This window comes from Kosakonia beeri (assembly GCF_054165705.1).
In genome coordinates this window covers 3,495,154-3,514,362 of sequence record NZ_CM135106.1, presented here as the reverse complement: position 1 = coordinate 3,514,362, position 19,209 = coordinate 3,495,154, and the positions used below count along the sequence as shown (strand labels likewise).

The window sequence follows — 19,209 nt, the reverse complement described above, 5'->3', positions numbered from 1 at the left end:
AGGTTTCCCCCACGGTTTAGGTGGGGGAGATTTATCCGCGCTGATTGGGGTTCTGGGCATAATAGTGCAGCACCTGCTGATAAGGGGCCGTACGCGGATCGGGATGTTGCGCGACCGCCGTCAGAAGCAGGCTGACTGCACATTCATATTCGCCCAGGTTATACAGGCACAGTGCGTAAAACGGTCTGACTTCCGTCGCCTGTGGCCAGTCGATCATGATCGCTTCAAACAGTGCTTTCGCTTGCTGATACTTACCCAGGCAGCGCAGGGTGCAGGCAAGACCAAACTGCGCCTCAAACCTGTCGTCATCGTTCTCCAGGCCGGCTTCCAGCGCCGCAAGATAGTGCTGTTCTGCTTCCTGCTCTTTACCTTCGTTATCGTAAGACCAGGCCATATTCAACAATGCGCGGGCGCGCAGTTCCGGCACTTGCGTCAGCGCCTGCAACTGCTGGCGACTTTGTTGATGCTCGCCCTGTTGGCGCAGGGCAATGGCGTCGTATAACCTGTTGTCCATTTGAATGTAACCTTTTGATTATTTTTATACGTTATTGAGCTAAAGCGCGGCAGCAGTAAAGCTAGCGGGCGCTCAGCCGCCAGATCGTGTTGCTGGCATCGTCGGCGATCAATACGCCGCCTTGTTTATCCATCGCCAGACCCACCGGCAGCCCGCGCACCTGTTTTTGATCGTCGGTAAGAAAACCCGTGACCACCGGTAACGGCTGACCAACCGGCCTGCCGTTTTCGAATTTCACCCACACCACCTGATATCCGTTCAAGGGTTTGCGGTTCCAGCTACCGTGTTCACTAATAAAGGCCCCACCACGGTATTGCGGCATATCATCGCCGGTATAGAACAGCAACCCCAGCGGTGCGACATGTGAACTGAGCGCATAATCGGGTTTGATCGCCTGTTTCACCAGGTCCGGGCGTGGGGGCTTAACCCGTTCATCCACGTGTTGACCAAAGTAGCTGTAAGGCCAGCCGTAAAAGCCATGCTCTTTTACCGAGGTCAGATAATCTGGCACCAGATCGGAGCCAATTTCATCGCGTTCGTTAACCACCGCCCATAATGCGCCGGTTTGCGGTTCCCATTGCAACCCGGTGGGATTTCGCAGCCCGCTGGCATAGATACGGCTGGCACCCGTGGCGGCATCCACTTCCAGTACCGCCGCCCGGCGATACTCCGCACCGATTCCATTTTCCGTAATATTACTGTTGGAGCCGACGCCCACATACAGTTTGCTGCCATCCGGACTGGCAAGCAGCGATTTGGTCCAGTGATGGTTGATCGGGCCGCCGGGCAATTCTGTGACCGTCTCGCCAGGCGTAGTTATGCGGGTTTCCCCCTCCTGATAGGGAAACCTGACCAGACTGTCGGCGTTTGCCACCCATAGGGTATTGCCTGTCAACTGAATACCAAACGGCGAATGCAGGTTTTCAATATAGGTGTGCTTTTGCCATTTGCCGTCGACATGACGTAACAGGGTGATTCTATTGCCGCCCGGTCCCCCTTTACCAGAAGCCTGTTGAACCAGGCTCATGATCAGCTGCTTGGGGCGTGTCGTCGGCTTTGCCGGGCCATTTGCCTCTGCCACCAGGATGTCATTATTGGGTAAGACATACAGCTGGCGTGGGTGCAGCAAGCCGTCGGCGACCTTCTCAATTTTCATTCCCTGCGGGACTTTCGGCATCTCGCCATTTTTCCACGGCACACCTTCCGGCACCTGCATGGGCGGTAACAAAAAATTCTGTGCGGAGGGCAGTTCAGGATCCGGGCCAACCTGTTTTACCGGATCGATATTGGCTCCCTGATCGCACCCGAAAAGAAGCGTCGTCATGAGCGCGGTGAGCAGTGTGTTGCGACAGTTTTTCATGGCCTTCCCCTTAGCTGACGCGAGAGCGCAGCGCGAGTTGAACATTCGCAATCAGCAGCAGAGCCACGACGACCGTCGACAGCACCACCCCCAGCGGCACAACGGCATAAGCATCGCGGCTGTGCACAAAGGCGTTAACAATAGCCAGCACGATGGCGCACAGCGACAACCAGAAATGGGTTTTCACCCCGGGTCCCGCCGCGGTTCGTTGGGTAAACCAGACCTGCACCAGATTGATGAGCCGGGGGAGGATGGCAATAATCAGTCCGATAGCGATAAGCCAGCTTGCTGCGTCGGTCCACATGATCTGAACGGTTTTCAGATAGAGAATGTCGAAAATCCAGGCGGCAACGAAAAAGCCGATCGGCAGCGGATTGAGCAGTTCATAGAGCGCAAGTGCCACGCGCGAAGGTCCGGAGGTGTTTTGCATAAGCCTTTCCTGTTGGGATGGGCAAATCATCAGGCGGTGACCGTAAGGCGCGCCACAAAATGTGCTTGTTAAAGGGTAGTCAAAGAATGGTGGGACAACAGAAAAGGACGTCGAAGCCCTGAGTGGCTTCGACGTCAGCAGATTAATTGCGATAAGTGATTTTTAACTTGCCGATAAGTTCGATGATTTTGGCTTTTGCGTTGGCCGGCGTGTCGGCCTGAACGATGAAATAGCCCAGTCGATCGTCAGAGCTTTTTGGTACCACCACATTATCGCCAGGACGAACGCTGATTGCCGAACGCAGCACTGCATGATCGTGCTGCACGCTGGCGAGGTTCTCTATCGACTCCAGCACGCCATCGCGATCCGCACAGATATACCCCACAGCGCAACTCATCGGGTTTTCTACCGTGAAGTCCACCGGCAATTTCAGCGCATTCAGCACCGCCTGGCGGAAAATATTGATGCGGTAAGCGCCTGGGATCAGGTCTGAGGTGATGTTATCGCCGCCGGGACGGCCGTTGACCTCTACAATGCGCGGGCCGGTTTTGGTGTATTTCACCTCCACGTGCGCCGGGCCGTTGGTGAAGCCAATCGCCTGCAATGCCTGACGAGCGACCTCAATGATCTGCGGTTTTTTATCTTCAAGGATCGAGGTGGGGAAAATATGGAACATTTCGACAAAGTAAGGCAGCGGGGAGGTGACTTTTTCCGTCACTTCGGCGAACACCACCTCATTGTGGTTTAAGAAGATCTCGACGCTAAACTCCGGCCCTTCAAGATACTCTTCCACCAGGTACTCTTTACGGACGCTGAAGCCCATATAGCTGGTGGTAAAGTTCTCCAGCACGTTGAATGCGTCACGCAGTTGCTGCACATCGTTAATAAAAAAGACGTTCTGGCTGCTGGCGGTGTTGGTCGGTTTGAGCACCACCGGGTAACCAATGGTGGAGGCCGCATCTTCGGCTTCGCCACGGGTATGGACAATTTTGAACTGTGCGCTGGGCACGCCGCGCTCGCTGTAGCGAATGCGGGCGAGGTCTTTGTTGCGCGCCAGGGTTGCGGTTTCGTGGCTGATGCAGGGAATATTTAAACGCTGCGCCGCCTCGGCGGTGGTGGCCATGGCGTAATCTGTGGCCGAAATCATCGCATCCACATGCTGATATTTGCTGTTGTGGATGGCGTGGTAGATAGAATCCGCGTCGCGAATATCGCAGACCAGTAAATCGTCGTATTCGCCTTCGTAACCATAGAGCTGTGGATTGTCTTTCGCTGAAACCAGCACCACAACGTAAAAACCCTGTTTGTGTGCTTCGCGTGCAAAACTGACGCCGAAGAAACTCGGCTCGACCAAAAAGATGACCTTTTTATCTGACATAGTCGTTACCCCTGTAAATTTTCAGGATGCTTTTTTGAGAGCAACAGTTGATTAAGAACAAACATGACGAATCCCGCCCCCATCATCAGCGCCATGATGACAATGCCAATCATGGCGCCATGCTGATCGAGGTAGGACCCAATAAACAGTGAGAACAGGCACTGGCAGATCAGCGAAATCCCGATCCACACCGCCATCGAACGCCCCATGTAATCCTTCGGCACGGTGTGCATCAGCAGGGAGTTCATTAAAATTCGCAGCGACGAGTTGCACAGACCCAGCAGCAGGCTGCACAGATATAAGTTAAAGACGATGCTGTTCTGGCTGAGGAACAGCAAATTGATGCAGGCAAGAACAAAGAACCCGGCAATCAGTTTACGGGCATCCAGTTTCATCGCCAGCGACGACATCAGAATGCCGGACAACAGCCCACCAATGCCGTAAGACATGTCAGCAAAGCCAAAGGTCACGCTATCGCGTTGCAGGGTGTTATTGACATAGTCTGGTAGCACCACGTTAAAGATCATGGTGACAATCAGCGGCACGATCGATACAACGCCAAGCACAAAAATCCCTTTGTTCTCGAAGAGAAACGCCCAGCCGCGGCGTAGCATCAGGGTGTAATTCTCACCGGTAGTCTCACGTGTGACAGACTGGTATTTGATCAGGTTGATGACAATGGCGCTGAAAACGAACATCAGCGCATTAACCAGCAGAATGGCGTTGAAACTGAAGTATTTATAAATAAACCCGGATGCCGCCGCTGCAAGAAACATCCCCACTTGCAGGCTGATCTCCAGCAGGGAGTTGCCGGTGACGTATTTTTTTTCTTCGAGAATTTCCTGAAGGAAACTGCGCGAGGCCGACATATACACCGTCCAGCCGACGCCATTAATAATGGCGAACGCGTAGAGGTAGTACATATTGAAATCGAAATTCGTCAGCACCACGAACAGCAACAACAAAAAGACGGCGCGGATCGCGTGGGTGAAAAAGATCACCGTTTTTCGGTTGTACTTGTCGGTGATCACGCCGGAAAACAGCGATGCGACAAAACCAGCGATGACGTTAACCGCCAACAGGATCCCTACGTACTGGTTCGACCCGGTTTTCATCAGCACAAACCAGTTGGCCCCGATGGTCGCCATGCCGACGCCAAACCCTGACACGATGTCAGAGAGAAAAAACGATCGGAATCGCGGATCTTTGAGAATGGCAAAGCTCGTGCTCATATATGCTCCTTGGCATAAACAGTGTCTTTTATCGTGGTGAGTAACCTTTCCAGCGAGAAATTCAGGCCAGCCAGCACCTCATCCTGCGTGCCGCCATACTGTGGCCATTCATCATTAGGGGTGTAAGCCACCACCCGTTTGTGCGGCAGGCTCAGCGCCAGTTCCGCGGCCACGCTGCCGGCACGACGGTGCTCTTCCACCACGATAAGCACGCCGGGGAGTTGGGCAATTTCCGGCATAATTTGCTGCAACGACGCGTTGTCGACGTAGCACAAGTGCAGGTGATTGACCTCACCCAACGTTTTTTTGGCAGCCACGCAGAGTTGCGTGGCTTTTTCACCCACTGACACCAGCGTGACAGGGCGGCTGGGGTGGTAATCCTGTTCCATGATCAGCGTGTCGAACGCGCTGCTGCGTTCAAGATCGGGGTAGCTGTCGTTACGCCCCAGGCGGATATAGCACGGAGCATTCCCCTGAGCGGCTTCGCGCACGACCAGCCGGGTTTCGGCTTCGCCGTAAGGGCAGGCGATGCGGATCCCCGGAAACAGCCTGACCGCGCCAACATCCTCCAGGCTGTGGTGAGTGGTGCCAAACCAGCCGCCGGACACGCCGCCGTAAGCGCCAATCACCGTGATTGGCTGGTTCATGTACCCCAGCGAGAGTTTGAGCGCTTCGGCACAGCGCAGCGCTGCGAACGGCGCAAAGGTAGTGAAAAACGGTTTGAACCCTGCGGCGGCAAGCCCGGTACACATATCTATCGCCGCCATTTCCGCAATGCCGATATTGTAAAAACGCGCCGGGAAACGCTGCTGAAAAGGGGGATTGCGTCCGCCAAGATCCGCCTCCAGACAGAGGATCTTCGCGTCGTTTTCGGCACATTTCACCAGTTCATCTTTGCACGCCTCTCTACCTGACAGCATCGGTGAGCCTCCTTTTCCATTTGATCGCCTGGTGAAGTTTCAGTTTTGCGTAGTGACAGGATGGGTTGCCTTCCAGCTCTGCAACCCCTTTGCCTTTGACCGTGTTGGCGATGATCACCAGCCCCCGGTTCTGGCGGGCGGAAAAGGCCTGCTCCAGCTGCGCGAAGTCATGACCGTCAATTTCAACCACATCCATCCGGTAGGAAGCAAAACGCGCTTTCATATCGGCAAGGGGCGAAATATCCCGCACGTAACCGTCGTTCTGCGCGCCGTTGTTATCAATCACATAAATAAAGTTGCTGATTTCCTGCGCGCTGAGCACCTGCAACACCTCCCAGCACAACCCTTCCTGCAATTCGCCATCGCCGCCAATGGCCACTGCAATGCCGTTACGCTTCAACTGGCGCTGTGCCAGCGCCCAGCCGGCGGCATAACCGATGCCATGACCGAGGCTGCCCGTGGAAAAGCGAACATGCGGAATTTTGTGGTTCGGGTGCCCGGTGAATAACGAATCGCTGCGACCATAGCTTTCCGCGGGATTATTTTCGCTGTAACCCAGCACATACAGTGCGCTGTAGAGCGCAGCAGCGGCGTGGCCTTTGCTCAACACCACGCAGTGATGCTCATCGGCCTGATAGCGGTTCAGGGCATAGAGCAGAATGTCGATCACCGACAACGAGCCGCCAATGTGGCAGCCCACATCGCTGGCGGCGATATCAATGATCACACCGCGCGCCTGCGCGGCGAGGATCGGTAATTCATCCAGCGAGGCCATTGCTCTCCCCCTGATTCAGTCGCATCCAGTTGATGACGGTTTCCTGCAAAATGCGCCGCGACAGCAACACATCGTTGGTGTAGTTCACTTCCCTGTCGGTATGGTCGAGCGCGGAATCGCCCGGGCCATAGGCAATAAACGGCACATTGCGCCAGGTGGTAGCCAGCGTGTTCATATCGCAGGTGCCTTTTTTCACCACCGGGCGCGGCGTGGTGTCCGTTAGCACGTGGTTGAAGGCCTGGGTGAGCGCGCGGTAGAGCGGGTTGGTACGTGAGGATTTGTAGCCTGGCGTACTGCGCAGGATCTCCACGCTCAGCCCTTCGCTGTTGAGGGCGAGCAGCGACTCGATATAGCCAGGACGCGCCTCTGGTGAGACGCGGAAGTTAATGGTGAGCTGCGACTCCTCGTAAGAAAGCGCATGGCGATGGGTAATGCCGATAATGTTCGAAATATTGTTGCTATCGAAGTCGTTCATCACCGCGCGCAGCGCGCCAGCGGCCTCGTACACATGCTCGATGGAGGTCTTAGCATCGCGGGCGGCAGTGTGCTCCATGCCTTTGCGCGCCGTGATGGTGATTTTCAGCAGGCCATAGTAGCCAATGGCAACGTGCATCACGCCGCTCGGCTCGCCGATGATCACCGCATTGGCCGGGTAGTTGTCGCGCACGTAAAACGCCCCCTTTGACGAGGAGACTTCTTCTTCCGTGGCACCCACAACCAGCAAACGTGCGTGGGGAGGCACGTCTACCTGCTGCAACACTTCTATGAAGTTAGCGAGACACCCTTTGGCATCAACACTGCCGCGACCGCTGACAAAGTCTGCACCCGCATCGCTACGCCATAGTCCCGGCACCGTATCCAGATGCCCCAGCATCAGCAAGGTGTTCGGCCCGTTGCCTTTACTCAGCACCAGGTTGCCCGCCGGATCGATTTGCGCGTCGATACCGGTCCCCGCCAGACGCTGGGAGAGAAAGTTCGCCAGTACCGACTCGTCGCCGGAAATTGACGAGATATTGACCATCATATTGAGCAGGCGCATTGGTTCGCTGACACCGGTGCCGCGCCAGAACCAGGTTGCGGCGCTGGAGAGAGAGTGCGGGCCGTTAATGGCGATATCGCACACGCCGTGTTGCAAGGCGAGCCGACAGGCGCGCACTTTTTGCTTCATTCGCCCGCCAACGGCCACCTCATCGTCAGCATAAATGTCGGAAAGGGTACTGCCGGGATCGTTAACGTCGCGCAGGATGCCCGCCGTGCTGGTGACAAAACGCAAATGGTTGGCTTTTAACGCGACGGCCAGGTGTGCAGCCAGCATATCGGCATCGATATTGATGTACTGCCGGGCATGGCTTTCCCAGATGGGCGGCGAGAGAAACACAATGTTATAGCTCTCCAGCAGGGCATGCAGGACAGCGGTTTTCGCCTCGCTAAAGGTGCCGTAGAGCGAGTCGCGAACAATGCGGCTACGCCCCTCTTCGGTGATTTTCAGCGGCTTGCCCATCGCCCCGGTCACCAGCTGATTGTCGCCAGCGACCTGATAATAGGCTGAGAAGCCCAGTGACTGCGCCGCGAGGTTAACCAGGTTGCCAATGCGGTCGTTGTAAGCTTTGAGGATCACGTTCATATGATCGGGGCTGCAATAGCGCACCCGATCGCCATTAGCCAGCGGCAGGTAAGCCACCTCGATACCCTGCTGGCGATATTCCCGCTCGATTGCCTCTGCGCCGCCGCACACCACCAGAACCTTGCCGCCTGCGCGGCTGATCTCCATTACTTCGCGGAAAAAACCGCTACCGCTGTATAAGGTGCTGCTTCCTGCTTTGATGACGTAGAGATTATCCATTATGGCCACCCGGCTTCGTTGAGATGATCCAGTCCGGCGAACGACTCCAGGCCGAGCCAGATATTGGCGGCCTGCACTGCCTGGCCTGCCGCGCCTTTGATCAGGTTGTCCAGTGAGCACAGACTCAGGCACTTATCGCCCTCCACCACGGTGGATACTTCGGCATGATTGGTGCCGCAGACGGTTTTCAGCATCGGCACCTGGCCATTTTTCAGGTAGTGCACAAACGGCGTGTGCTGATAGTGCGAGAAAAATGCCTGGCGCACATCCACCGCTGTGCAGCCCGGTTTGAGCGTGCTGTAGGCACTGACGTAAATCCCTCTGGCGGTGTCGAGACTGAACGCAGCAAAGGTGATATTGAGCGGGTCGGCGGTCAGTTGCTGTAGCTTTGCCACTTCCGGCGCATGACGATGATTAAAAGCTTTATGCAGCCGAAAATTATGCGAACGTTCCGCATGGGTTTCGCTGCTCTTTTTCCCCGCGCCGCTGGAACCGGTTTTCGCATCGACGACAATATTGCCTGCAATCAGTTGGTTATTAACCAGCGGCCACAATGCGTACAACGATGCCACCGCCATACAGCCGGGCAGATTGATAAGCGTTGCCGCCGGATCGGGGGGGATGAATTCCGGCACAAAATACTGGCACACCGTCTGCGCCGGAAGGCTACCTGGCGTGGCGGGATAATGGATTTCGTTGATCGTCTGCTCGGTGAAACGGTAGTCGCCGCTGACATTAAACAGACGCGAGCAATGCTCGCTGACCAGCGAGATCATCTGCGGCAGCATGCCGTTCGGCAGACAGGAGAACACCAGGTCAAAATGGTGTTCTTTTATCTCGTGAACAGACGAAAACTTCAGCCCCGGTTTGTGGTTGTGGCGGCGGAAGCTACGCAACTGGCGTTCAACCGGCAGCCCTTTTTTTGACTCCGACGAGACAAATTGCACATCTATCTGTGGGTGCGCGCTGAGCAAGCGGTACAGCTCGCCGCCCACGAATCCGGAGCCGCCCAAAATGGCGGCAGAGTAGACAGTGTTCATCCGAGTCGTGCATCCTTTTCATAAGGCGGGACATCGTCAATCTGCCGGGCGATTTCCGCGATACGTGAAAGCTGGCGATCGACCTTTTTAAAGGCCAGCACATAAGACCGCAGTTTTTCGTACTCCACCGGCGAGCGCAGCTCACGGCACAGCACCAGCGTGCTGCGCAGCATTTTCATCGCGTTGGGGAAATCCTCATGTTGATAGTTTTTGCGCTCCGCGAGGAAGAACGGGAAGCCTTTACCAAACCCTTTCTGATTGAGGAAAGGGAGGTGGAAAGGCAGCAGGGTGTTTTGCCATTCGCGGGCAAAAACACCTTCTTCATTCAGCGCCTGCTGTAGAGCCTGTTTAATTTTGTGTTCCGCAATCCCTTGCAGCTCCGGCAAGTCACTGTTGATGGTGATGCGGAACATATTGAAGCTGTGTTTCGCCCCTTCCGGAATAGCCGGGCCACGGAATAGGCGCGTGGTTGCCAGTTCGGCGATCAGATGTTGCGCGTTGCGCTGGCGAACCTCGTCGTAGTAATCAAGGCGTGCCAACTGGCTGATACCGAACGCCGCTGCCACCCAGGACATACTGTAATCAAGACCGGACTCCTCAAGAAATGCACAGGCGCGTTGGTAGCTACTGTGATCTTTAAAAAAGGCAATCCCTGCCTCACCGCCCAGCGGGAAGTTTTTGTCCGCCATCAGGCTCTGCCCGGCGGCATCGCCGAAGGTGCCGCAGTAACGACCCTGCCAGCTGGCCGAATGCGCATGCGAGGCATCTTCCACCAGCAACAGGTTATGGCGCTGGCAGAAATGCGTCAGCGCGTCGAGATCGGCAGGCAGGCCGTGGACATGCACCGGCATCACCGCTTTGGTGCGGGGCGTCAGCTTTTTCTCCAGCTGAGCCGGGTCGATGCACCAGGTGCCTGGGGTAACATCGACAAAAATAGGTATCGCTTTGGCGGCGACAATCGCCTGCGCAGTTGCGATAAACGTAAAGGCAGGCACCAGCACTTCATCACCAGGTTTCACGCCTGCGCCAACCAGCGCCAGATGCAAACTGGAGGTGCCACTGGCAGTAGGGATTGCATAAGCTGCGCCTACTTTTTGCCGGTATTTTTCTGCGAACTCTGCCACCACGTCCTGCGGCGACTGCTGCACAGAAATCATCATCTGGAACAGATCTTCTTTAGTGATGTTCGGGAAAATGGTTTTACGGTTAGCCTTCGGAATGACCGGCGCGTCGCCGTCCAGCGCCAGACGATGGTCAACCACGCTCTCTTCAGGCATTGCCAGCGGCGTCATAATGAAATCGGTCTTCATTTGTTTAACCCCATTTTAATCAGCGACATTTTGACGCAGGCACCCACCAACGGACTGAGCCGGAAATTAAATTGCAGGCCCGGCTGAATTTCTTTTTCTGTTTCTTGCTGAGTCCACATGGTGCGCAGATCGAAAGCGCCGAATATTTTCAGGCGTTCCGCTTTCTTATAAATGCTCTCTGAGTCAGTGAGCAGTACGGCGCACGGGCCAAAACCCAGCGCGGCGAAGTCAATAATATTGACCGGCTCGTCGTTACTGCATGATTTGCCAATGTCGTGGAGGTTATCCCAACTGGCGTCATGCAAAAGATAGGGTCTTGCGACGCTATTATCGTGACCGATACCCAGCCATTTCAGTAATTTCCCTTGCTGCTCATCGAGGGTGCGCTGATTGGTTTTCCCGCCGTAGACAATATCCTGCCCCCAGAGGGCGCCAATAACACCGCCGCTGAGGCTGTTATAAGTCACTGCATATTTCTTGCCGGATGATTTTTTTAAGATGTTCTCCAGCCCTTTCAGCTCACTTTCATTTTTCTCGATACTCATAATTACGCCCGAGGTTAACACTCTCGCTAAAACGAATGAGACCTGGAAATGATGTGTAGCTAATTCATGAGTTCCTTGAGACTGCATAATTCCACCTTGTTTACTCAACAGAGTTGATGGTGTATCTGGCGATAAGTGCGGCGACATCAACCTTGTGAACTTTCCATGATTTGGCAAATTCAGGGTTCTGATTGACCTCGCAAACCACATATTGTCCTGTGCGTGTGTTAAGCATTAAGTCGAGCCCGTAAACACCCGCCCCAAGTACGTTGATCACGGCTTTGGAGAGGCGAAGTATGTCGTCATCGATGTCGAGCGGAATAATGTGCGCACCCAGGTGCGTATTGGTTTTCCAGTTATCTTCCGAGACGCGTTTAATGGCTGCCACGGGCTGGTCGCCAACAATCACGACCCGGACATCGAAGTTATCTTTCTCAATATATTCCTGCACCAGCACCGGTAAGTGCTGGCCTTTAATATCCACCGACTCCCTGGCAGCGAGCCATACAGCCAGGCTAGCCGGGCCGTCAATCAGCGTCACACCACGGCCCCAGGAGGCGTTTACCGGTTTGATAACAAACCGGTTGCCGAATGAGGACAGTAACCCTTGCAGGTCGCCATACTGATGCACAACCCGCCAGGCAGGCACCGGTATTTCGTGCCGGGAAAAAAGCACCGATTGCAATCCCTTATCGGTACAGATCTCGATGGCGTGGCGTGAATTAATGGCTTTAACACCTGCAGCTTCAATATATCGGGCGCGCGACAGAGCCGAGCTCTGCGAAAGACAGCGCACCAGCGCAATATCGTAGTGTTTTACGTCCTGCACGTTCCATGATGATTGTTCGGAGATAATCTCAACGTCCGCACCGTATTGCTGCAAAAATTCGACAATGCGTTTTTCTTCTTCCCTGATTTTAGTGACGAATAATAAAACGGCTGTCTTACTTTCCATTATTCGCCCCAGTCTTCTTCCACCTCAGGAGCAAATTCCAGACGATAGTCGTTGCCATCCTTAACTAATTCGTGCTCCTGGCCGCAGGCGCCACATTCAACGATTTCACCTACTAATACATCGTCAACAACTTCAAAGGTGGAGGAGCAGGTCAGGCATTTAAACTCTTTCATGATGGTTCCTTTTCGCTTGTCTAAATAGTGAAATTGCTTTCAAGGTAATTTTTGATCGACAACATAAATTCATGCTGATTTTCAATCTCGCCAACGCGATCGGCCTCGCCTTTAAAGGTGTGGCATAACGTCATGCCGAGAAAATCGCAAATATATTGGAATTGCGTGGTGATAATATCTGCTTTTTGTTGCGGTTTATCGCCGCCGATTACCACCAGCACAATTTTTTTACCGTTACAGCGTTGGCGAAAGTCCGGGATTTTCTTTAATGATTCAGAAAAACGGTCGATAAAGACCTTCATTGTCCCGGAAATCCCATACCAGTAAACCGGTGAAATAAATACCGCCACGTCACTTTGCAGAAACTTATTAATCAAAAAATCATAATCATCGCTGACGGGCTTATATTTAAGATCGGTTTCCCGATAATCTTCATATTGGGTAATAGTAAAATCTTTCAGACGGAATGCTTCCGCATCGAAACCACTAAACACTTTTTCAATGATAATTGAGCTATTGCCTGGGTAGCGAGAGCTACCATTAAATACTACAAATTTACTCATGCGCTTTACCCCGGACCACTGCGGTGAATATCACTGATTATCGTGATGGGAATGCGTGGCACATAAACCGTGGCAAGAGCCGCCACGCCGTCTTGTGCTGCAGGCATTATTAGGCAAAAACCAGGAGGGGATAAATAGCCTTTCTTTTTATTGATTTATTACTCACAGTTTATAATCATGCAGGTAATGACGGCTGGAGTATCGAAAATGGACTACCTGAAGAGTGTCGAAGCGTTCATCCTTTCTGCTGATAAAGGCAGCTTCACCGCCGCTGCTGAAGTGATGTGCATTACTCCTGCAATGGTGGGTAAACACATCCGCGAACTCGAAAAGCGGTTGGGGTGCCAGTTAATCCACCGCAGTACCCGGCGTCAGGGGCTGACCGGGGCAGGGCAGCGCTTCTATGCTCACGGCATTCAGATCCTGTCCGCCGTGCATGAAGCCGATACCATTGTTCACCGGTTAAATGATGAAGTGGCGGGGGATTTGCGCATCAGCGCGCCGGTGGCGTTCGGCAACCGCGTGCTGACACCCACGCTCACCCCGTTTATGTTGCGTTACCCGGAAGTGAATATCGATCTGGTGCTTACCGACCGGCGCGTGGATCTCATCGAAGAACGTTTCCAGATTGCCATCCGCATTGGTAACGTGCGCGACGAAGGGCTGATCGCGCTCCCCATGCCGCCTTATCGCATGATGCTGGCCGCATCCCCGGCTTACCTGGATACCTACGGCGCGCCACAAGTGCCGGAAGATCTGGCGAAGCATAACTGCATCAGTTTTACGCAGTGGCAATCGAACCACTTCTGGCAGATGGACGGGCCAGGCGGGCGTTATGAGGTTGAGATCATTCCGCGGTTGATTGTGAATTCCGGCGATGCGGTGCGCCAGGCGGCGCTCTCCGGCCTGGGGATTGCGTTCAACTCGGCGGTGATCCTCGAAGCCGATATTCTCTCCGGTAAGCTCACGCGCGTACTGCCGGATTACACCCCGCCCATGCGGCCCATGCATCTGTTACGCTTACCCATCCGTCCCGTGCCGTCCACCATTGCTGCCTTTATTGAACACCTGTCGGAAGCCAACCTTATCGGGCAATAACCTTTCTTCCAGGGGGCACCAGGCAGACCCCGCCCTTTTTGGCACGGAGTGGAACCCGTTCACGCGGTTTTAGCGGCGATGGCTAAAAAATGCAGCAGGGCAGGCGGTACGTTACCGCCGTACCTGCTGTTTTTATTACAAAGCCTCGCAGCCGGTTGAGTAGTGCCATAATTGCCCGTTACTGAAAAAAGGCTAGCGCGTTATTTCGGCGCGTCTTCCGGTAAATAACCCAATTCAGCTGAAATTTCTCTGGCGGTATGTTGCAGGGCAGCCAGTAAGCGTTCCTCACCTAATAATTCGAGACGCGACGTCGAGAGAGAAATCGACACGGCATAGGGTACGCGGCCCTGAATGTCGAACACCGGTACCGCCAGGCAGGAAACCCCTAACTCGTTCTCTTCTCTGTCTTTTGCCCACTGCTGCGCGCGAATAGCTTGCAGTTCCTGCTGCATCACATCGAGTTTATCGATGGTGTAACGGGTGAGCGGTTTAATATATTCGCGATGGCTTTTCCAGTACGCTTCGACATATTCCGGCTGACCGAAAGCCATATATATTTTACCCATTGCTGAGCAATATAATGCCTGGTGCTGGCCGATATAAGCGCGGGTTCTTAACATTCCGGTAGTCGGTTCTAATTTATAAATCAGAATCGCATGATCATCTTCACGCGTGGAAAAGTTAACTGTCTCACCGATCGCCAGATTCAGCGCTTCGAGGTGGGGGGCCGCCACATGAATGATATTTAATGACGACAGGGCTTTTTGCCCAATGGCCAGGCATTTGGTGGTTAAGCGGTAGCTGCCAGCGGCGGGTGCCGGTTTGACATAACCGCAGGACTGCAAACCCTGTAACAACCGGTGCACGGTACTTTTATTCAACTGCGCCAGTTCTGAAAGGTGTGCTAAGGGGCAGCCGTTAGGGTAATTGCTCAGAATATCCAGCAGTTGTAATCCCCGGAACAGGCTTTGGCTGCCTGCCGGTTTCTCTTTTTCTTCTTGCATTGATGCGCTCTCGCTTCCTGCCGTGTCGGCACCGTTAAATTTGCCAGCCTCAATACTAACGCAAAATGGAACGGGCAACACAAAATCAGTCAAAGTTTATAACTCATTGATAATAATGTATTTTGAAATTCAAAGTGGAGAGGGGATCACATATCTGTATTTTGATATGTGGAATGGTATTTCGTATTTTGAAATTCAGGAGTATAAAAACAACACAGAAGTTCGATGCAATCAGGAGAAAAAAATGAAGGTGACCTTCGACGAGCTTAAGCACGCCTTTAAACGGGTTTTGCGTTCGCGTCATGTGGGTGAAGAGACTGCCGATGCCTGCGCGGAGATGTTTGCCCGCACCACCGAGTCGGGTGTCTATTCACACGGTGTCAATCGCTTCCCGCGTTTTATTCAGCAACTGGATGCTGGCGACATCATTCCGCAGGCGCAGGCAAAGCGCATTGCTAACCTCGGCGCGATTGAGCAGTGGGACGCGCAGCGTTCGATTGGCAATTTAACGGCCAAAAAGATGATGGATCGTGCCATTGAGCTGGCATCGGATCATGGCATTGGCCTGGTGGCGGTGCGAAATGCCAACCACTGGATGCGCGGCGGCAGCTACGGCTGGCAGGCAGCGGAAAAGGGCTATATTGGGATTTGCTGGACCAACTCCATTGCCGTCATGCCGCCGTGGGGCGCAAAAGAGTGCCGTATTGGCACTAACCCGCTGATTGTGGCGATCCCGTCGACGCCCATCACCATGGTCGATATGTCGATGTCGATGTTCTCTTACGGCATGCTGGAAGTGAACCGCCTGGCCGGGCGCGAGCTACCGGTTGACGGTGGCTTCGACGATGACGGCCATTTAACGAAAGAACCCGCTGTGATTGAGAAAAATCGCCGCATTCTGCCAATGGGATACTGGAAAGGTTCCGGTTTATCTATCGTGCTGGACATGATCGCCACCCTGTTATCGGACGGGGCATCCGTGGCGGAAGTGACCGAAGAGAACAGCGATGAATATGGCATTTCGCAGGTGTTTATTGCCATCGAAGTCGACAAGTTGATCGATGGCGCAAGTCGTGATGCCAAACTGCAACGCATTATGGATTACATCACCAGTGCGGAACGTGCGGATGAAGACACGCCTGTCCGTTTGCCAGGACACGAATTTACGCGCCTGCTGGCGGAGAACCGTCGCGACGGCATTACGGTAGATGACAGCGTTTGGGCGAAAATCCAGGCGTTGTAAGGAGCGGATCATGCTATTCGGTCATATTGCTCAGCCTAATCCCTGCCGCTTACCGGCAGCGATTGAAAAAGCGCTCGATTTTTTACGCACTACTGATTTCCGCACGCTTGAGCCTGGTGTGGTCGAAATCGAAGGGCGCACCATTTTTGCGCAGATCCTCGATCTCACCACCCGGCCACGCGAGGAGCAAAAACCGGAAGTGCACCGTAACTATCTGGATATCCAGTTTATGGCATGGGGTGAAGAAGAGATTGGCGTTGCTATTGATACCGGCAATAACGTTATTGCCGAAAATTTACTTGAGCAGCGCGATATTATTTTTTACCAGTCGAGTGAGAACGAATCTTTTTTTGAAATGGTGCCAGGCAGCTACGCGATATTTTTCCCGCAGGATGTTCACCGTCCCGCCTGTAATAAATATCGCGCCACGCCTATTCGTAAAATTGTCGTTAAGGTGGCGGTTTCCGCATTGAATTAATTTATCAATTAGCAGGAGCAAAATATGAACAGCAATAACGCCGGTTATATTATCGGCGCGTATCCCTGCGCGCCTTCTTTTCACCAACAGGGGGAATTGCAGGAGCGTGCGTTCTGGCGGCAACTGGCCGATACGCCACACATTGCCGGCATAGAGCAGCCCTGCCTGGAGCATCTGCACCCGCTGGGAGACGAGTGGTTATTAACCCATACGCCGGGCGAGTGGCAGATTGTGGTCACCGCGGTCATGGAAACCATGCGCCGACGCAGCAATGGCAACAGCGGTTTTGGTCTTGCCTCCAGCGATGAGGAACAGCGTCGCGCGTGCGTGGCGTACTACCGCCATCTGCATGACAAGATCGGCGCGCTGAATGCCCGTTTCCCCGGCAAAGTCGTCGCCCTGGAAATACAGGCTGCGCCGCTGGCAGGCAATACCAGCATTGAGCAGGCTACCGATGCGTTTGCCCGTTCAATAAGCGAAATAGCCCGTTGGGACTGGGCGTGTGAACTGGTGCTTGAACATTGTGATGCCATGAATGCCACTGCGCCGCGTAAGGGGTTTTTACCGCTGAATAACGTCCTGGAAACGCTGGCAGGTTATGAGATTGGCGTGTGCATTAACTGGGCGCGTTCGGCAATCGAAGGGCGTAATACCACGCTGCCGCTGACCCATACCCAACTGGCGAAACAGGCTGGTAAATTGCGCGGTCTGATGTTTTCCGGCACCAGCGAGAGCGGCCCGTATGGCGAGTGGCAGGATCTGCATGCGCCGTTTGCTCCGTTTTGCGCCGAAAGCCTGTTAACGGTGAATAACGCCAAAACGGTATTGCAGGCCGCCGTACCCGAAAATCTGTTATTTACCGGTATTAAATTACTTGAAATAGACGCCAACGCCAACGTGGAACATCGCGTGGAAATATTGCGCGACGGCATTAACGCATTACATCAAGCCAGACAATAAATACAAAATAGCTGACATCGCATACCTGTTACTTTTAACGAGATGCTAATTATGAACATATCCTCTTACTCTACAACTGCCGATATTCCGCGCCAGCGCTGGTTAAGAATAATTCCTCCTATTCTTATCGCTTGTATTATTTCGTACATGGACCGCGTAAATATCGCGTTTGCCATGCCCGGTGGGATGGATCAGGAATTAGGTATTTCCGCCTCCATGGCCGGTCTCGCCGGGGGCATTTTCTTTATTGGTTATCTGTTCTTGCAGGTGCCGGGCGGCAAAATCGCCGTCCACGGTAGCGGCAAGAAATTTATCGGCTGGTCGCTGGTGGCCTGGGCGGTCATTTCCGTACTGACCGGCATTGTTACTAACCAGTACCAACTGCTGGCGCTGCGCTTTTTACTCGGCGTGGCGGAAGGGGGCATGCTACCGGTAGTGCTGACGATGATCAGCAACTGGTTTCCGGACGAAGAACGTGGCCGCGCCAATGCCATTGTGATCATGTTCGTGCCGATTGCCGGTATCGTCACCGCGCCGCTATCAGGCTGGATCATCACAGCGCTGGACTGGCGCTGGCTGTTTATCATCGAGGGTTTGCTCTCGCTGGTGGTGCTGGTGCTGTGGTCGATGACGATTTATGACCGCCCGCAGGAAGCCCGTTGGATCTCCGAGGCAGAGAAAAATTACCTGGTGGAGACACTGGCTGCCGAGCAGCGTGCGATTGCCGGTAAAGAGGTGAAAAACGCCTCGCTGAGCGCCGTGCTGTCTGACCGGACCATGTGGCAACTGATTGCTCTCAATTTCTTCTACCAGACCGGGATTTACGGCTACACCCTGTGGCTGCCTACCATCCTGAAAGAGCTCACCCACAGCACCATCGGGCAGGTGGGCATGCTGGCTATCCTGCCGTATCTCGGCGCCATTGCTGGCATGTTCCTCTTCTCGTCCCTTTCCGACCGTACCGGTAAACGCAAGTTATTCGTCTCTGTACCGCTGCTCGGTTTTGCGCTGTGCATGTTCCTCTCCGTGGCGCTGAAAGAGAGCATCTGGTTGTCGTACGCGGCACTGGTGGGTTGCGGGTTCTTCCTGCAATCGGCGGCGGGTGTGTTCTGGACCATTCCCGCACGGCTGTTCAGCGCCGAGATGGCAGGCGGCGCACGTGGGGTGATCAACGCGCTGGGGAACCTCGGCGGTTTTTGCGGCCCGTATGCGGTGGGCGTGCTGATCAACCTCTATAGCAAAGATGCAGGCGTCTATTGCCTCGCTATCTCGCTGGCGCTGGCAGCGCTGATGGCACTGCTGCTCCCCGCGAAATGCGATGCGGGAAACGCCGTCGCCAGCCCGGTCAGCACCCGTAAACGCGAAGCCTGATAACCCTGCCCGGCGGC

The 19,209-nt window shown here is 54.1% G+C and carries 20 protein-coding genes and 1 pseudogene; 6 read left to right on the top strand and 15 right to left on the bottom strand.

Annotated elements, in window-relative coordinates; translation table 11 throughout:
- Window positions 1–31 precede the first annotated feature (31 nt).
- The 14 genes from ACUY4S_RS16730 to ACUY4S_RS16665 form a co-directional block, all read right to left on the bottom strand.
- On the bottom strand, window positions 32–514 hold the full coding sequence (locus ACUY4S_RS16730) for a tetratricopeptide repeat protein (protein WP_312691454.1): 483 nt from the start codon (window positions 512–514) through the stop codon (window positions 32–34).
- Between the two features lie 61 nt (window positions 515–575).
- Window positions 576–1,874, bottom strand: coding sequence for a PQQ-dependent sugar dehydrogenase (locus ACUY4S_RS16725; RefSeq protein WP_458022493.1), 1,299 nt, complete (start codon window positions 1,872–1,874; stop codon window positions 576–578).
- 10 nt (window positions 1,875–1,884) lie between these two features.
- On the bottom strand, window positions 1,885–2,304 hold the full coding sequence (locus tag ACUY4S_RS16720) for a DUF2231 domain-containing protein (protein ID WP_458022494.1): 420 nt from the start codon (window positions 2,302–2,304) through the stop codon (window positions 1,885–1,887).
- Between the two features lie 142 nt (window positions 2,305–2,446).
- A complete protein-coding gene (locus ACUY4S_RS16715; protein ID WP_312691451.1) occupies window positions 2,447–3,682 on the bottom strand; it encodes an ATP-grasp domain-containing protein in 1,236 nt (411 codons plus the stop codon).
- A 5-nt stretch (window positions 3,683–3,687) separates the two neighbouring features.
- Entirely contained in the window at window positions 3,688–4,914 is a 1,227-nt protein-coding gene (locus tag ACUY4S_RS16710; protein ID WP_458022495.1) for an MFS transporter, read from the bottom strand.
- Window positions 4,911–5,834: a transketolase family protein gene (locus ACUY4S_RS16705; RefSeq protein WP_312691449.1), complete on the bottom strand. Its 924-nt coding sequence runs from the start codon at window positions 5,832–5,834 to the stop codon at window positions 4,911–4,913. The genes ACUY4S_RS16710 and ACUY4S_RS16705 overlap by 4 nt, the downstream gene beginning before the upstream one ends.
- Window positions 5,821–6,609, bottom strand: a complete 789-nt coding sequence (locus ACUY4S_RS16700; protein ID WP_312691448.1) for a thiamine pyrophosphate-binding protein — start codon at window positions 6,607–6,609, stop codon at window positions 5,821–5,823. The genes ACUY4S_RS16705 and ACUY4S_RS16700 overlap by 14 nt, the downstream gene beginning before the upstream one ends.
- Window positions 6,593–8,452, bottom strand: a complete 1,860-nt coding sequence (locus tag ACUY4S_RS16695) for a M20/M25/M40 family metallo-hydrolase (RefSeq protein WP_458022496.1) — start codon at window positions 8,450–8,452, stop codon at window positions 6,593–6,595. Before ACUY4S_RS16695 ends, ACUY4S_RS16700 begins: the two co-directional genes overlap by 17 nt.
- The gene (gene argC / locus ACUY4S_RS16690) at window positions 8,452–9,492 is read right to left on the bottom strand and encodes an N-acetyl-gamma-glutamyl-phosphate reductase (RefSeq protein ID WP_458022497.1); all 1,041 of its coding nucleotides are present in this window, start codon (window positions 9,490–9,492) and stop codon (window positions 8,452–8,454) included. Before argC ends, ACUY4S_RS16695 begins: the two co-directional genes overlap by 1 nt.
- Complete coding sequence (locus tag ACUY4S_RS16685) at window positions 9,489–10,802, bottom strand: DegT/DnrJ/EryC1/StrS aminotransferase family protein (protein WP_312691445.1); 1,314 nt, start codon at window positions 10,800–10,802, stop codon at window positions 9,489–9,491. The genes argC and ACUY4S_RS16685 overlap by 4 nt, the downstream gene beginning before the upstream one ends.
- A complete protein-coding gene (locus tag ACUY4S_RS16680) occupies window positions 10,799–11,347 on the bottom strand; it encodes a hypothetical protein (RefSeq protein WP_312691444.1) in 549 nt (182 codons plus the stop codon). Before ACUY4S_RS16680 ends, ACUY4S_RS16685 begins: the two co-directional genes overlap by 4 nt.
- 100 nt (window positions 11,348–11,447) lie before the next feature.
- Entirely contained in the window at window positions 11,448–12,302 is an 855-nt protein-coding gene (locus ACUY4S_RS16675) for a RimK family alpha-L-glutamate ligase (protein WP_312691443.1), read from the bottom strand.
- Window positions 12,302–12,475, bottom strand: coding sequence for an alpha-aminoadipate/glutamate carrier protein LysW (locus ACUY4S_RS16670; RefSeq protein WP_312691442.1), 174 nt, complete (start codon window positions 12,473–12,475; stop codon window positions 12,302–12,304). Before ACUY4S_RS16670 ends, ACUY4S_RS16675 begins: the two co-directional genes overlap by 1 nt.
- Window positions 12,476–12,495: 20 nt before the next feature.
- Window positions 12,496–13,038 (bottom strand): flavodoxin family protein, encoded by a 543-nt coding sequence (locus ACUY4S_RS16665; RefSeq protein WP_458022498.1) that lies wholly within the window; start codon window positions 13,036–13,038, stop codon window positions 12,496–12,498.
- A 207-nt stretch (window positions 13,039–13,245) separates the two neighbouring features.
- On the opposite strand from ACUY4S_RS16665, the gene ACUY4S_RS16660 reads away from it, so the two are divergent.
- Together ACUY4S_RS16660 and ACUY4S_RS16655 are read left to right on the top strand one after the other, a co-directional pair.
- Window positions 13,246–14,136, top strand: a complete 891-nt coding sequence (locus ACUY4S_RS16660) for a LysR family transcriptional regulator (protein WP_312691440.1) — start codon at window positions 13,246–13,248, stop codon at window positions 14,134–14,136.
- A gap of 106 nt (window positions 14,137–14,242) precedes the next feature.
- Window positions 14,243–14,299 (top strand): annotated as a pseudogene (locus ACUY4S_RS16655) ((2Fe-2S)-binding protein); the annotation flags it as partial.
- Window positions 14,300–14,336: 37 nt separating this feature from the next.
- On the opposite strand, the gene ACUY4S_RS16650 reads toward ACUY4S_RS16655, so the two are convergent.
- Window positions 14,337–15,140, bottom strand: coding sequence for an IclR family transcriptional regulator (locus ACUY4S_RS16650; RefSeq protein WP_312691439.1), 804 nt, complete (start codon window positions 15,138–15,140; stop codon window positions 14,337–14,339).
- 244 nt (window positions 15,141–15,384) lie between these two features.
- Between ACUY4S_RS16650 and yiaK the strand changes: the two genes are divergently transcribed.
- From yiaK to ACUY4S_RS16630, 4 genes are read left to right on the top strand one after another with little or no spacing between them, the layout of a single operon-like run.
- Window positions 15,385–16,383: a 3-dehydro-L-gulonate 2-dehydrogenase gene (gene yiaK, locus ACUY4S_RS16645; RefSeq protein WP_312691438.1), complete on the top strand. Its 999-nt coding sequence runs from the start codon at window positions 15,385–15,387 to the stop codon at window positions 16,381–16,383.
- A 10-nt stretch (window positions 16,384–16,393) separates the two neighbouring features.
- On the top strand, window positions 16,394–16,861 hold the full coding sequence (locus tag ACUY4S_RS16640; RefSeq protein ID WP_312691437.1) for a YhcH/YjgK/YiaL family protein: 468 nt from the start codon (window positions 16,394–16,396) through the stop codon (window positions 16,859–16,861).
- Window positions 16,862–16,885: 24 nt separating this feature from the next.
- Window positions 16,886–17,821 carry a DUF4862 family protein gene (locus tag ACUY4S_RS16635; RefSeq protein ID WP_458022499.1) on the top strand — a complete coding sequence of 312 codons (936 nt, stop codon included), beginning with the start codon at window positions 16,886–16,888 and terminating at the stop codon, window positions 17,819–17,821.
- A gap of 51 nt (window positions 17,822–17,872) precedes the next feature.
- On the top strand, window positions 17,873–19,192 hold the full coding sequence (locus ACUY4S_RS16630) for an MFS transporter (RefSeq protein ID WP_458022500.1): 1,320 nt from the start codon (window positions 17,873–17,875) through the stop codon (window positions 19,190–19,192).
- Window positions 19,193–19,209 lie beyond the last annotated feature (17 nt).

Bases quoted from the DNA above. Each gene is read 5' to 3' on its own strand.
- ACUY4S_RS16730 (WP_312691454.1), bottom strand. From the start codon at position 514: ATGGACAACAGGTTATACGACGCCATTGCCCTGCGCCAACAGGGCGAG.
- ACUY4S_RS16725 (WP_458022493.1), bottom strand. From the start codon at position 1,874: ATGAAAAACTGTCGCAACACACTGCTCACCGCGCTCATGACGACGCTT.
- ACUY4S_RS16720 (WP_458022494.1), bottom strand. From the start codon at position 2,304: ATGCAAAACACCTCCGGACCTTCGCGCGTGGCACTTGCGCTCTATGAA.
- ACUY4S_RS16715 (WP_312691451.1), bottom strand. From the start codon at position 3,682: ATGTCAGATAAAAAGGTCATCTTTTTGGTCGAGCCGAGTTTCTTCGGC.
- ACUY4S_RS16710 (WP_458022495.1), bottom strand. From the start codon at position 4,914: ATGAGCACGAGCTTTGCCATTCTCAAAGATCCGCGATTCCGATCGTTT.
- ACUY4S_RS16705 (WP_312691449.1), bottom strand. From the start codon at position 5,834: ATGCTGTCAGGTAGAGAGGCGTGCAAAGATGAACTGGTGAAATGTGCC.
- ACUY4S_RS16700 (WP_312691448.1), bottom strand. From the start codon at position 6,609: ATGGCCTCGCTGGATGAATTACCGATCCTCGCCGCGCAGGCGCGCGGT.
- ACUY4S_RS16695 (WP_458022496.1), bottom strand. From the start codon at position 8,452: ATGGATAATCTCTACGTCATCAAAGCAGGAAGCAGCACCTTATACAGC.
- argC (WP_458022497.1), bottom strand. From the start codon at position 9,492: ATGAACACTGTCTACTCTGCCGCCATTTTGGGCGGCTCCGGATTCGTG.
- ACUY4S_RS16685 (WP_312691445.1), bottom strand. From the start codon at position 10,802: ATGAAGACCGATTTCATTATGACGCCGCTGGCAATGCCTGAAGAGAGC.
- ACUY4S_RS16680 (WP_312691444.1), bottom strand. From the start codon at position 11,347: ATGAGTATCGAGAAAAATGAAAGTGAGCTGAAAGGGCTGGAGAACATC.
- ACUY4S_RS16675 (WP_312691443.1), bottom strand. From the start codon at position 12,302: ATGGAAAGTAAGACAGCCGTTTTATTATTCGTCACTAAAATCAGGGAA.
- ACUY4S_RS16670 (WP_312691442.1), bottom strand. From the start codon at position 12,475: ATGAAAGAGTTTAAATGCCTGACCTGCTCCTCCACCTTTGAAGTTGTT.
- ACUY4S_RS16665 (WP_458022498.1), bottom strand. From the start codon at position 13,038: ATGAGTAAATTTGTAGTATTTAATGGTAGCTCTCGCTACCCAGGCAAT.
- ACUY4S_RS16660 (WP_312691440.1), top strand. From the start codon at position 13,246: ATGGACTACCTGAAGAGTGTCGAAGCGTTCATCCTTTCTGCTGATAAA.
- ACUY4S_RS16650 (WP_312691439.1), bottom strand. From the start codon at position 15,140: ATGCAAGAAGAAAAAGAGAAACCGGCAGGCAGCCAAAGCCTGTTCCGG.
- yiaK (WP_312691438.1), top strand. From the start codon at position 15,385: ATGAAGGTGACCTTCGACGAGCTTAAGCACGCCTTTAAACGGGTTTTG.
- ACUY4S_RS16640 (WP_312691437.1), top strand. From the start codon at position 16,394: ATGCTATTCGGTCATATTGCTCAGCCTAATCCCTGCCGCTTACCGGCA.
- ACUY4S_RS16635 (WP_458022499.1), top strand. From the start codon at position 16,886: ATGAACAGCAATAACGCCGGTTATATTATCGGCGCGTATCCCTGCGCG.
- ACUY4S_RS16630 (WP_458022500.1), top strand. From the start codon at position 17,873: ATGAACATATCCTCTTACTCTACAACTGCCGATATTCCGCGCCAGCGC.